The following is a 12,632-nucleotide window of genomic DNA, read 5'->3' on the forward strand; positions in this document are numbered from 1 at the left end:
CCCGTTCCTGATCTTATTGCAGAGGTGGGGCGGGGGCTAAAGGGCCTCAGTTGCGCGTCATTAGGACCAGTGGCCATCGCGCGACTGCCCGTGTGCCTGGCGTAATTCTCCAGCGTTAGCGTTGCGAGCCACTTCACCATGGCCGGGTCGTGCTGGTCGAAGAAGCTGCTGGCCTTCTGGTCGAGCCTGGCAATGGCGCCGAGGTCCTCCGCGTCGAGCTCTCCGGTCGCGCGGCCGATTCGATGTCGCCGAGCCCCGGCCAGGAGATGGTTCAGGGCGCGCCCGGATCCGGCACTGAAGCGGTGTCGAGATCGACCGTCAGGTGGCCGCCCGGCGCCGGCGGCACCGCGATCTGGCAACTCTGGCCCAGCTGCCAGGCGAGGGCACCGGCATAGCCAGATGCCGCCGGATGGTTGTCCGGATAGGTCGGGCCGGGGACCGGGTGCGGCGCGGTGGTCGAGACCTTGAACACCCAGATGCGCGCGGCGGGGACCGCGGCATGCACGTCGGCGGCGAAGCTGTGCGAGCAATAGACGCCCGGCGCGAAGCGGTGCCGCGAAACCTCGGCGCACCAGGCGACGACATAGGCTTTCTGCGCGGCCGGGAACGGCTTGCCGTTTTCGAGGTCGAGGAAGATGCAGGTCCCCGGCCCGAAACCGGCACGGTTTGCAAGGCTGGCGGCGTCGGCTCCGTCTGCCGTTCCTTGGGGACCGCTCGAATTGTGGCTCCCCGGCCCTATCGTCTGCTGCCCGACATAGATTGGCGCGATGCCCCAGCCCGCGGCCGCGAGGCGGGCCCGCTTGCCCATCCAGCCGATATCGCGGTGGCTGGGCGCCGCCGCCAGGTAAAAGCCGCACCACCGGAAATTGGTGTGCGCCCGAAGCCAGTCGACCACTGCGTCGCCTGGATATCCGGAGGCATCGAAGCCCGCAAATCCCGTCATCTCGGCCCCCTTCCTGTCTGGCCCCGCTATAGGCCCAGCCGCTCGGGCTGCGCGTGATCCGCATCACGGCGGCCTCCGATGGCTGACCCGTCCGCGCGAGGCAGTCAGGCAGCGATCCCAGCAAACCCCCGCACATCCCGCACCAGCGCGGCACGAGTCTCGTATTGAGATAGCCGCGAGGCCTTTGCCGAGGTCGATGTGTGCATAGAAGGGCACTGAGCCTCCGCCCGCTCCGCGCCTCTGCCTCTCTCCGCGTCTCCGCGTGAACCAAGCTGTGACGCCTCCGCCTCGCGCCGCTCGACGTGCTGTCCCACAACCTGAACCTCGATTCAGTTTCCAGTGAGAGACACCGCTGAAGCGGGGGTCGACCGGCGCACCACCCACCGTGAAGCCGCCGTCATTTCCGCGGCTCCTGCGGGCACCAGGGCCCGTTTGACCCAGCACCGACCCGGCAACGACCCCGTAAGCACCCGGCATCGACACGGTAAGCACCCAGCATCGACAGGGTGGGCACCCGGCAATGACTGGACAGCGGCACCATCGCCGCCGCACCGTCCCGCACCACCCGCCACCCCCTCACGCCTTCATCGCAATTCCCGCCTGTTTATGCTATGTTCCAACCGTGGCAGCGGCTCAGCCTCTCTCCCGCCTTCGGGCATCGGCGCGCGACTCGGGCGCTTCCCGCCCCTGCGCCGCCCCCGCGACTTATAGAGAGAATCGATCAAGAGGGGCCGGATTGATCGAAAGGATTTTTTTAAAGCAGGAAAGTTCGAAACTTCCGCAACTTCCGGCGCAGTCGGGCTCAGGCCGACCGGCGGCGCGGCCGTTCCTCCTCCGTCACCCGCCCATTTTCGACCCGCAGGATCCGTTCGCACCCATCGAGGGTAGAGCGGCGATGGGCAATCATGATCAACGTGATGTCCGGGCCGAGCGCCATGATCGAGTCGATCACCGCCGCTTCGGTGGCGTCGTCGAGGGCGCTGGTTGCCTCGTCGAGGATCAGGACGGCCGCCTCCTTGTACAAAGCGCGGGCGATGCCGATGCGCTGGCGCTGGCCGCCCGACAGGCGGACGCCGCGCTCGCCGACGCGGGTCGAATAGCCGTCCGGAAGCTCCGCGGCGAAGCCGGCGATGTGCGCGGCCTCGGCGCACGCGCGGACGCGACCGATGTCGATCGCGCCTCGCCGGACTCCGAAGGCGATGTTGGCGGCGATACTGTCGTCGGCGAGGAAGATGGATTGCGGGACGTGCGCGATCTGGCTCTGCCACAGCGGCCGCGTCGCCGCGTCGAGGGCGCGGCCGTCGACGCGTATCTCACCCGACGAAGGCTCGAGCAGGCCCATCAGCAGGTCGAGCAGCGTGCTCTTGCCGCTCCCCGTGGGGCCGACGATGCCGATGCGTGCGCCGGCCTTCATGTCGAGGTCGACGCCGCGCAGCACCTGGCCGCCGCCGGCATAAGCGAAGGAGACGCCGCGGAACGCGAGGCCGTCGCGGAAGGGGAGCTTGCCGGCGCCCTCGCTCGGCTCGGTAAGGGCGGGGGCGGAGAGGAGCGCGGCAATGTCGGCCAGCGCCTGGCGGTTGCCGAGCGTGCCGCTCCAGCCGAGATAGGCCTGCTGGAGCAAGGGGAGGAGCCGCTGCGAGCCCAGGGCGAGGGCTCCGAGGACGGGAATGGCCGCGACGATCCCGCCGGGCCGGCTGCTCATCCACAAGGCCACCAGAGCGATCGCGACGATGCCGGCCGCCTCGATGGCGAAGCGGGGTCCCTGGCTGATCAGCGAATTGTTGGCGAGGGCGCGGCGCATTCGCGCGTCGGTCGCGGCGAACTCCTCCTCGAAGACGGCATGCGAGCGGTCGAGGATGATGTCGCGCAGGCCGCCGAGGGCTTCCTGGACGATCTTCACCCGCTCCAGCGCGCTGGCCGAGAGGATGCGCGAATTGGCGGAGAGGCGGTCGCGGGTGAGGCGGCTGATCGCGAAATAGACGAGCGCGAGCGAGAGCCCCGCGCCGAGCGCGGCGACGGGCGAGAGGATGAACAGGAAGACGGCGATGAACAGCGCCATGATCGTCGCGATCGCCGCCTGCATCAGCGGCTGGAGCACCTGGCCGGCAACGTCGCGCGCCTTTTCCATGGCGGCGAGCGCCTCGCTCGAGTTGCGCCGGACATAGTCGGCATAAGGCTGGCGGAGCATGCGCGCGAACATCGCCCGCGCCAGATCGTGGGCGAAGCCGGTCACCAGCCGCTGCGTCATCCACAGCAGCCCGAGGCGGACGGCGGCGGCGGTGAGGGCGGCGGCGACCAGGATCAACGCCGCACTCGCCGCGCTGTCGACCCGCGGCAGTGGCAGCCGGCTGAGCGTGGCCGTCTTGCCATGTCCCTGGGTCAGCACGGCGAGGAAGGGGAAGACCGCGCCGATCGTCACCAACTCGGCGAGAGCGCCGCCGAGCATGGCCACCACCGTCAGCGCGAACTGCCGCCGGCGGCGGGGGCTCATCGTCGCATAGAGAGTGCGCAGGGTCTCCATCGCGCCAGGCTATGGCACAAGCAGCGCGGCGGGCGCCACTCTGCGGAGCCGGCGGCCGCTGGACCGGCGCGGGTGGAGGTTCTACGCAGGCCCGCCGGTGCAGCCCGGGGAGGGGGGTGTGACGGCGGGCCGGGCCTGGATCGGGCGGCGCGGTCGCCCAATTAACCACGGCTTGCTTTTCCTTCCGCAAAGTCGGAATGGAGGTGTAATGGCTTTTCGACTAAATTTGTCAATGAAATCATTTATTTCCGATTAGTTTTGAACAGGGGGTTTTCAAAACCGATGGGTTTCGGATCGCGGCTCGCCGAGGAGCGAAAGAGACTTGGTCTCAAGCAGGCGGAGTTCGCCGCCCTGGTCGGCACCGACGTGCCCAAGCAGAGCCTGTACGAGAACGACCGGCGCGAGCTGCGCGCCGACTATCTCGCCCGCCTGGCCGATGCCAAGGTCGACGTCGTCTACGTCCTCACCGGCCAGCGCATGGAGGGCACCTGGCTGAGCGAGAGCGCCAGCGAGCTGCTCAACGCCTATCTCTGCCTCCCCGAAGATCTCCAGCGGAGCCTCGTCGCGCTCTGCTCCGGGCTGCGCGAGCACGTCCTGCAGGGCACCCAGCGGACTCTCCACACCCCGACGCAAGGATATCGCGCCGGCAACGGCAGCTGAGGATCGCGCGCGCGGCCGCAGGCGTTAGGGCGCGGTGATTCCTGGCCCCATCCGCATCGGTACAGCCGGCTGGACAATTCCCCGCCCCGTCGCGACGGACTTCCCCGAGGAGGGGACCAGCCTCGAACGCTACGCCGCCCGCTTCGGCTGCGCGGAGATCAACTCCTCCTTCCACCGCTCGCACCGCGCCGACACCTGGGCGCGCTGGGCATCCTCGGTTCCGGACGGTTTCCGCTTCGCCGCGAAGCTGTCGAAGGAGATCACCCACAAGGCGAAGCTCGCCGGCTGCGACGACGCGATGGGAGCCGCCGTCGCGGAGATGCGCCAGCTCGGCGACACGCTCGCATTGGTGCTGGTCCAGCTGCCGCCGAGCCTCGCTTTCGAGGAGAAGCTCGCGTCGGCCTTCTTCGCCGCCTTGAGGGCAGTCTGGAGGGGGGACGTCGCCTGCGAGCCGCGTCACCCAAGCTGGCTCTCCGCGGAGGCTGAGGCGCTTCTGCTGGAGGCCCGGGTGGCGCGCGTCGCCGCCGATCCGGCGCGGGCGCCTGGCTTCGAGGTGCCAGGGGGATGGGGCGGCCTCGCTTACTACCGCCTGCACGGGTCGCCGGTCATGTACCGATCGGCCTATGGCGAGGAGCGGCTGGTTGCCTATGCCGCCGCCCTGGACGCGCACCGCCGCCAAGGCCGCGACGTCTGGTGCATCTTCGACAACACCGCCTCGCCGGCCGCAATGGCCGACGCCCTCACCCTCCAGCGGCTGCTCGCGGGTTAGGCGGTCTCTTTGGCGGGGAGGACGCCGCGGCGGATCTGGTCGAGCTCTATCGACTCGAACAAAGCCTTGAAATTGCCCTCGCCGAAACCCTGGTTGCCTTTGCGCTGGATGATCTCGAAGAAGATCGGCCCGATCATGTTCTCGGTGAAGATCTGCAGCAGGAGCCCCTCGCCGGTCTCGGGCGAGCCGTCGATGAGGATGCGCCGCTTCCTCATCTCCTCGATCGAATGGGCGTGGCCCGGGATGCGCTGGTCGATCATGTCGTAATAGGTTTCGGGGCTGTCCTGGAAGCGGATGCCGTTCGCCCGCAGCGCATCGACCGTTGCGAAGATGTCGTCGGTTGCCAGCGCAAGATGCTGGATTCCTTCGCCTTTGTATTCGCGCAGGAATTCCTCGATCTGGCTGTGCTCGTCCTGGCTCTCGTTCAAGGGGATGCGGATCTTGTCGTCGGGCGCGGTCATCGCCTGCGACACCAGGGCGGTCTGCTGGCCCTCGATGTCGAAATAGCGGATTTCGCGGAAATTGAAGATGCGCTCGTAGAAGCCGGCCCAATGGGTCATCCGCCCCCGGTTCACATTGTGGGTGAGGTGGTCGAGCGTGTGGAGGCCGACGTCCCTGCTTCCCCGCTCCGCCCCCGGCACCGGCTCGAAATCGACGTCGTAAATCTGCTGCGCTCCGTAGCGGTCGACGAGATAGAGGTAGGAGCCGCCGATCCCCTCGATCGCTGGAATATCGAGCTCGCCGGGGCCGCGCGGGGTCTCTACTGGCGTGGCGCCGCGCTCGACGGCCATGGCGAAGGCCTGCTTGGCGTCCTTGACCCGGAACGCCATACCGTTTGCCGAGGGGCCGTGCGCCTGGCGGAAGTCGGCGGCCTGGCCGGCCGGGTCCATGTTGAGGATGAAGTTGATGTCGCCCTGGCCGTAATGGCGCACGTTCTTCGACTTGTGGTTGCCGAGGTGGGTGAAGCCCATCGCCGTGAACAGGCCGGCCAGCGCGTCCGGGTCGGGGCCGGTGAACTCAACGAACTCGAAGCCGTCGAGGCCGAGCGGATTGTCGTGGGGCATGGCGGCAACTCCAGGGCAGGGAAAGGGTCGGCGGCCCTCTACCAAGCGGCGGGGAGGGCGGCAAATGGCTTGCGCCGGGGCGGTGGGTCCCTTTATCTCCCGCTTTTCCATTCTTCCCTTGAAAGCTTCGTCGATGGTCGCGACCCATTCCACCCGCATGCTCATCCTCGGCTCGGGACCGGCGGGGCTCTCGGCGGCGATCTACGGGGCGCGGGCCGGCATGGCTCCGATCGTCGTCCAGGGCATCCAGCCCGGCGGCCAGCTCACCACCACCACCGACGTCGAGAATTATCCCGGCTTCCGCGACGTCATCCAGGGCCCCTGGCTGATGGAGGAGATGCAGGCCCAGGCCGAGCATGTCGGCGCGCAGATGATGTGGGACCATATCGTCGAGGCCGACCTGTCGCGCCGCCCGTTCCGCCTCGTCGGCGACGGCGGCACCATCTACACCGGCGACGTCCTCGTCATCGCCACCGGCGCCCAGGCGCGGTGGCTCAACATGCCGAGCGAGGAGCATCTGAAGGGCAAGGGCGTCTCGGCCTGCGCGACCTGCGACGGCTTCTTCTACCGCGGCAAGAAGGTGGCGGTGATCGGCGGCGGCAACACCGCGGTCGAGGAAGCGCTCTACATGACCAACCATAGCCATGACGTCACCCTGATCCACCGCCGCGAGTCGCTGCGTGCCGAGAGGATCCTCCAGGACCGCTTGTTCGCCCACCCCAACATCAAGGTCCTGTGGAACAAGGTCGTCGACCGCTTCGTCGCGGGCGGTGCGCCGGAGGGGCTCACCGGCCTCGACTTGCGCGACACCAAGACCGGCGACATGTCGCACATCGAGGTCGAGGGCGGCTTCGTCGCCATCGGCCATTCGCCGGCGACCGAGCTGTTCCAGGGCAAGCTGAAGTTGGATTCGGACGGCTATATCGAGGTCGAGACCGGCACCACCCGCACCAACGTTCCCGGAATCTTCGCCTGCGGCGACGTCATGGACAAAATCTACCGCCAGGCGGTGACCGCCGCGGGCACTGGCTGCATGGCCGCGCTCGACGCGGAGAAGTTCTTGGCCGAAGCCGAATTCGAAGCCTCCGCAGCCGCTTAAAGGGCCGCCAGCACGGCGTGCTCCAGAGCGGCGGAGTCGCCGGGGCGGGCGAAGGTGTGGGAATCGGTCGGGATGGTGGTGCGGCGGTCGGCGAGGCCGCGCCAGTGTCGCTTGCCGAGCTCGTGGACCGCGGCGACGGCGGTGGCGTCACCCTCGGCCAGGAGCCATGCGGCGGGGAGGCGGGCTTCGCGCAGTGCTGCCGCCAGCGCCTTGGATGTGGCGTCCTCGGTCTTGCTGCCGGCCCTCATTAGGCCTCGCAGAGCTGCCGCGTAAGACATTGATCCTGAAAGCAGCTTTCGCCACCCTGAGAGGGTGGTGAGCCGCTCCCGGTAATGGCGCCTGAGCGCTGCCGGGGCCGGTGCGTTCTCGCTCGCCTCGACCAGCCAGGGATTGACGAGGAGGAGTTCGTCCAGCCCGGCCGTACCGCCGTTGAGGCAAAGCGCGCCGGCGCCGTCGCACAGGCCAAGGGCCACGATCCGCGTCATGCTCGGCGCCTCGCGGCGGAAGGCCGCGGCTGCGGCGGCGATGTCGGGGCCGCTGTCCCGCCAGCCCGGATCCTCTCCGCTGCTGTCGCCGACGCCGCGGCGGTCGAAGCGCAGGCACGGGTGCCCGGCTGCGGCGACGGCGCGCGCCAGCCGCTCGAACATGCGGTGCGAGCCCACCCGCGTCTGGCTGCCGCCGACGACGATGAGGAGCCCGGTCGCGCCCGGCCCCGCGTCCAGGCTGGCGCCCAGCTCGGCGCCTTCGCAGGCGAAGGTGAGGAGGCGGCGCATCAGCAGGCCCAGGCGGCAACGTCGGCGGCAATGGCCGCGGCGAGGGGCGGGGAGCCCTGCGGCTCCGATCGCCGCCACAAAGGCGAGGCGTCGAACTGCACGTCGGCGGGCGCCGGATCGCTGGCGAGACGGGCGGTGCGAACCCGCTCGCCGACGGAAACCGCAGCGCGGAGCGCCTCGATCAGCCCTTCAGACGGCGCATAGCCGCCGCCGCTGGCGCCGACGAGGCCGGTCCGCTCCAGGTCGCGGACCAGGGCCGCGCCCGTCACCGGCGCCAGCCGCCAGGCAGGCAGGCCGAGATCGTCAAGCAAGCACCCGCCGCGCAGGCTCACCACCGCGCGCGCCCGCACCGCAGCGGCCGCCGCAATGGCGGCATCGCGCCAGTGCCGCCATTCCACCGCCTCCAGCGCCGTCTCGCTCTCGCCGGTGCCGGGCAGATCCGGGAGGGCGCAGCGCCAGTCGTCGGCGGCCAGCGCACGCATCGTCTGAAGGAGGAGGGCGCGGGTGCGGTTCATCTCCTCGAACAAAGGCGGGAGGAAGAGAAGGGTAGGCGCGGCGGGGTCCCCGACCGAGGTCAGCCATTCGTCGCGGCCGTATACCAGCAAGCGGTCGTAACGGAGACCGCCGCCCGTCACCGAAGCGCCTTCATCCTGGCGAAGGCGAGCAAGGAGCCAAAGCTTTCAAGCAGATCGGCGTCGATCTCATGATCTTCGATGAGGATACCGAGCCTTTCCTCGAGCTCGGTCAGGAGGCCCGCCACCGCCATCGAATCGAATTCCGGAAGCGCGCCGAACAAGGCGGTATCGGCCTCGAACCCGGCGACGCGCGCGGGCGCCAGGCCGAGCACGTCGGACAGCACGGCGCGCAGCGTGGCCTCCACGGCCCGATCATCCGGTAAGCTCGTCGCCATTTCACCCCTCTTGCGCCCGCGGACCTATCGGCTTCGTAAACGCCCGACAAGCGCCGACGCCGCCGCGCGCGCGGCCGCGATCAGCCCGGCCGCGCTTCGTGGGTTGAAGGCCTCGACCCGCCACAAGGTCTCGCGCCGGTCCATCCAGTCGGCCTTGTAGGGCTCGTCGCCGGTCCCGTAGTCGATCCGCGCGACCCGGTCCTCGTCGATCGCGGCGCGGAACATCGCCTCGCTGAGGATGGTGCCGGGCGAGAGGGACCTCGCATCCTCGCGATAGGCGAGCTTGTGGATCCAGGCGGTGCCGTTCTCCACCGTCCACAACTGCGCCGCGACGGGCACATCGTCCTTGCGGGCGATACCGAGCCGCAGCGCCCCCGCCGCTCCTTCCGCTTCGGCGAGGGCGCGCAGGAAGGCGAAGGAGCCTTCCTCCGGCTTCCAGCTTGCCCGGTAGACTTCCTCATAGGCGCCCCATGCGCCGGGATCGAAGCCGCGGTGAATTTCGACAGTCAGCCCGGCTGTGCGGCTCTTGCGTGCGAAGGTGCTCCTGATCTTGGAGGGCCGGGCGGCCCACCATTGGTCGAAAGAGCGTCCGCCAGTGTCTGCCTGCCACGACGCAGTGGCCGGAGAGACGCGCACGATCCAGCCCGCCCGCCGGAGGGCGTCGGCGATGCTCTTGGGATCGTCCGTCGGAGAAATGTCAATGCGGTTCAGGTTCTTACGCAGGGTTATTGCGACAATATCCAAGCCCACGGGATCGCCGATCGGACCCACGCGGAGGCTGTACCAAGCGCCGTAGGCCCGTCCCCTGCCGCCCTCCACGGCGAGGATCAGCCATGTGTTGGCGGTCCGTAGGGCGAGGAGCCGGCCCGGCGGCGGGCAGTGCGCCTCGACCCGCCGGAACCAGGCGAGGCGGTCGAACAGGCGCGGCTGCGCGGGCCGGTCGAGCGCGCCGGCGGCGGCGGCTTCGACGGCGTCCAGCGACTCGAACCTTTCCACTCCGCCCGTCAACGCGCTAATCCCTCCCCGCCGCCAAGCTGTGGCGCAGCCAGGAGCCATGGTGCAAGCCCCCGATCCGACGCCCCGCCCGCTGGACCACTTGACGCTCGGCGGCCGCGGCGACACGCCGGCGCTGCTGACCCGCGAGGGGCTGCTCGATTATGCCGGTCTGGAGCGCGCCGTCGGCAGCCTCGCCGCCGCGCTGCGGGCCAGGGCGGCGGAGCCGGGCGCCCGCGTCGCCAGCTGGCTCCCCAAGACGCGCATGACCAGCCTCTTGCCCCTCGCCTGCGCCCGGGCGGGGCTGATCCACGTGCCCGTCAACCCGCTCCTCAAGCGCGCCCAGGTCGCCCACATCCTCGCCGACAGCGACGCCTCGCTGCTCGTCACCGGCAAGGCGCGGCTGGCGACGCTCGAGGCGGGCGACTGCGCGTGTGACGTCATCCTCGAAGAGGAGGGGGCCTCGATGCTCGAAGGCGACGACCGCCTCGGCCCGTCCGACGCCGATCCCGATAGCCTCGCCGCGCTTCTGTACACCTCCGGCTCCACCGGCCGCCCCAAGGGCGTGATGCTGAGCCACGCCAATCTCTGGCTCGGCGCCGTCAGTGTCGCGCATTACCTCCGCCTCGTCGCCACCGACCGCGTCCTCGGCGTGCTCCCCTTCGCCTTCGACTATGGCCAGAACCAGCTGCTCTCGACCTGGGCCGCGGGCGCGTGCGTGGTGCCGATCGAATTCCTTGCCGCCCGCGACGTCATCCGGGCGGTCGAGACGCACGGCATCACCACTCTCGCCGGCGTCCCGCCGCTCTGGGTCCAGCTTATCGAGGCGCCATGGCCGCCCAAGGCCGCCTACAGCCTGCGCCGCCTGACCAATTCCGGCGGCCGGCTGCCGGTGTCGATCGTGCGGCGGATGCGGGGGGTGTTTCCGGCGGCGGAGATCTTCCTGATGTACGGTCTCACCGAGGCGTTCCGCTCGACCTATTTGGAACCTGGCCTGCTCGACAGCCATCCTGAATCGATCGGCAGCGCCATTCCCTTCGCTGACGTCATGGCGTCGCACCCCGACGGCACCCTCTGCGCCCCCGGCGAGGAGGGGGAATTGGTCCACGCCGGGCCGCTGGTCGCCAAAGGCTATTGGAACGATCCGGACCGCACCGCCGAGCGGTTCCGAGCGGCCCCCGCAGGGTCCCGCTACCCAGGCACCGCCGTCTGGTCCGGCGACCGGGTGCGGCGGGATGCGGACGGGCTGTTCACCTTCGTCGGCCGGGCCGACGCGATGATCAAGACCAGCGGCAACCGCGTCAGCCCGACCGAAATCGAGGAGGCGGCGGTGGCGAGCGGGTTCGTGGTCGAAGCGGTGGCGCTCGGCTATCCGGACGAGCGGCTTGGGGAGGCGATCGCTCTGGTCGTGCGAGGGCGGGGGCAGGAGGCGGATGCGCCGCTGCGCGCTTTCCTGAAACGGGAGTTACCGAATTTTATGCAGCCTTCCGCTATCCTGTGGCGGGACGAGTTGCCGCGGGGACCGAACGGCAAGCTCGATCGCGAAAGGTTGCGACAAGAGCTGATGGCATGACCAAGCCGATGGGGGGCATACCGGCGGAATTCCGCGCGGGCGAGGACGGGACGCTGCATGTCGCCGGCCGGAGTGCCGCGTCGCTCGTCGCGGATGCGGGCGGGACCCCGCTGTTCGTCTACGACCTGGCGATGGTGGCGGCGCGGATCGCCCGCTTTCGTGGCGCCTTCCCCGGCGTAAGCCTACATTATGCGGTGAAAGCAAACTCCTATGCACCACTGCTCGCAGCGATTGCAAAGCAGGTGGACGGCCTCGACGTCGCTTCCGCAGGTGAGATGCGGCAGGCCATCGGGCGGGCCGAGCATATTTCCTTCGCCGGCCCCGGCAAGACGGACGCCGAGCTGGAAGCGGCGATCGGCGCCGGCGTGACCCTCAACCTCGAATCCGAAGGCGAGGCCGAGCGCGCGCTGACGGCGGCGGGGCGGCTTGGCGTCAGGCCGAAGCTCGCTGTGCGGGTGAACCCGGACTTCGAGATCCGCGGGTCCGGCATGCGCATGGGCGGCGGCGCGCGGCCGTTCGGCGTGGATGCCGAGCGGGTGCCGGCGCTGGTCCGCCGCATCATCGACGCTGGGGCCGAATGGCACGGCTTCCACATCTTCGCAGGCTCGCAGGCGCTGTCGGCCGAGGCACTGATCGAGGCGCAACGGGCGACGGTGGTGCTGGCCGGCGAGCTGGCGGAGGCAATTGGCGTCACGCCGCCGCTGGTCAATCTCGGCGGCGGCTTCGGCATCCCCTATTTCCACGGCGAGCAGCCGCTCGACCTCGAAGCTGTCGGTGCCGAGCTCGCCGAGACCCTGGCGCAAAGGCCGCCTATCCTGCGCCACAGTGCCTTCGCAATCGAGCTCGGCCGCTGGCTGGTGGGGGAGGCGGGGGTCTATCTCACCCGAATCGTCGACCGAAAGGTCAGCCACGGCAAGACCTTTCTCGTCACCGACGGCGGCATGCACCACCAGCTCGCCGCCTCGGGCAATTTCGGCCAGCTCGTCCGCCGCAACTATCCGGTGGCGATCGCCACCCGCTTCGGCTCCGAGCCGGAGGAGGAAGCGACGATCGTCGGCTGCCTCTGCACGCCGCTCGACCGGCTCGGCGACGATGTCATGACGCCAAAAGCGCAAGTCGGCGATCTCGTCGCCGTCTTCCTGGCCGGCGCCTACGGCTTGTCGGCCAGTCCACAGGCCTTCCTGGGCCATGCCCCGGCGCTTGAAAGGGCGGTTTCCGGCGGTTCTTAACCTTCTCGCGAGGCCGGTCCCAAAGCGGGACGCGCTTCAGAAGGCCATTGTTCCTAACGCTAATTTTACCTCTTGGGACCATAGCAGATCCAAAATCT

The 12,632-nt window shown here is 69.3% G+C and carries 12 protein-coding genes; 5 read left to right on the forward strand and 7 right to left on the reverse strand.

The genetic code is table 11. The features are described 5' to 3' along the window. Positions 1-271 precede the first annotated feature (271 nt). Both VGC56_RS09780 and VGC56_RS09785 read right to left on the reverse strand, forming a co-directional pair. Entirely contained in the window at positions 272-943 is a 672-nt protein-coding gene (locus VGC56_RS09780) for a glycoside hydrolase domain-containing protein (RefSeq protein ID WP_464124711.1), read from the reverse strand. Between the two features lie 802 nt (positions 944-1,745). After that, entirely contained in the window at positions 1,746-3,464 is a 1,719-nt protein-coding gene (locus VGC56_RS09785) for an ABC transporter ATP-binding protein (RefSeq protein WP_464124712.1), read from the reverse strand. A gap of 282 nt (positions 3,465-3,746) precedes the next feature. On the opposite strand from VGC56_RS09785, the gene VGC56_RS09790 reads away from it, so the two are divergent. Continuing rightward, the gene (locus tag VGC56_RS09790) at positions 3,747-4,124 is read left to right on the forward strand and encodes a helix-turn-helix domain-containing protein (RefSeq protein WP_464124713.1); all 378 of its coding nucleotides are present in this window, start codon (positions 3,747-3,749) and stop codon (positions 4,122-4,124) included. 34 nt (positions 4,125-4,158) lie between these two features. Next, on the forward strand, positions 4,159-4,893 hold the full coding sequence (locus tag VGC56_RS09795) for a DUF72 domain-containing protein (protein WP_464124714.1): 735 nt from the start codon (positions 4,159-4,161) through the stop codon (positions 4,891-4,893). On the opposite strand, the gene hppD is transcribed toward VGC56_RS09795, so the two are convergent. Further along, positions 4,890-5,957 (reverse strand): 4-hydroxyphenylpyruvate dioxygenase, encoded by a 1,068-nt coding sequence (hppD, locus tag VGC56_RS09800; protein ID WP_464124715.1) that lies wholly within the window; start codon positions 5,955-5,957, stop codon positions 4,890-4,892. The two genes, VGC56_RS09795 and hppD, sit on opposite strands and share 4 nt — an antisense overlap. Before the next feature lie 133 nt (positions 5,958-6,090). On the opposite strand from hppD, the gene trxB reads away from it, so the two are divergent. Beyond that, the gene (trxB, locus tag VGC56_RS09805; protein ID WP_464124716.1) at positions 6,091-7,056 is read left to right on the forward strand and encodes a thioredoxin-disulfide reductase; all 966 of its coding nucleotides are present in this window, start codon (positions 6,091-6,093) and stop codon (positions 7,054-7,056) included. On the opposite strand, the gene VGC56_RS09810 is transcribed toward trxB, so the two are convergent. From VGC56_RS09810 to VGC56_RS09825, 4 genes are read right to left on the reverse strand one after another with little or no spacing between them, the layout of a single operon-like run. Further along, positions 7,053-7,829, reverse strand: a complete 777-nt coding sequence (locus VGC56_RS09810; RefSeq protein WP_464124717.1) for a hydrolase 1, exosortase A system-associated — start codon at positions 7,827-7,829, stop codon at positions 7,053-7,055. The genes trxB and VGC56_RS09810 overlap by 4 nt on opposite strands. Next, on the reverse strand, positions 7,829-8,464 hold the full coding sequence (locus VGC56_RS09815; RefSeq protein ID WP_464124718.1) for a hypothetical protein: 636 nt from the start codon (positions 8,462-8,464) through the stop codon (positions 7,829-7,831). Before VGC56_RS09815 ends, VGC56_RS09810 begins: the two co-directional genes overlap by 1 nt. Then, complete coding sequence (locus tag VGC56_RS09820; protein WP_464124719.1) at positions 8,461-8,739, reverse strand: acyl carrier protein; 279 nt, start codon at positions 8,737-8,739, stop codon at positions 8,461-8,463. The genes VGC56_RS09815 and VGC56_RS09820 overlap by 4 nt, the downstream gene beginning before the upstream one ends. Before the next feature lie 24 nt (positions 8,740-8,763). Beyond that, positions 8,764-9,735, reverse strand: a complete 972-nt coding sequence (locus VGC56_RS09825; RefSeq protein WP_464124720.1) for a GNAT family N-acetyltransferase — start codon at positions 9,733-9,735, stop codon at positions 8,764-8,766. Positions 9,736-9,793: 58 nt separating this feature from the next. Here VGC56_RS09825 and VGC56_RS09830 point away from each other — a divergent pair, with 58 nt between their 5' ends. Both VGC56_RS09830 and VGC56_RS09835 read left to right on the forward strand, forming a co-directional pair. Continuing rightward, positions 9,794-11,305, forward strand: a complete 1,512-nt coding sequence (locus VGC56_RS09830) for an acyl-CoA ligase (AMP-forming), exosortase A system-associated (RefSeq protein WP_464124721.1) — start codon at positions 9,794-9,796, stop codon at positions 11,303-11,305. Next, entirely contained in the window at positions 11,302-12,534 is a 1,233-nt protein-coding gene (locus VGC56_RS09835) for a pyridoxal-dependent decarboxylase, exosortase A system-associated (protein WP_464124722.1), read from the forward strand. The genes VGC56_RS09830 and VGC56_RS09835 overlap by 4 nt, the downstream gene beginning before the upstream one ends. Positions 12,535-12,632 lie beyond the last annotated feature (98 nt).

Source organism: Allosphingosinicella sp. (assembly GCF_036403745.1).
Taxonomy (GTDB): Bacteria; Pseudomonadota; Alphaproteobacteria; order Sphingomonadales; family Sphingomonadaceae; genus Allosphingosinicella.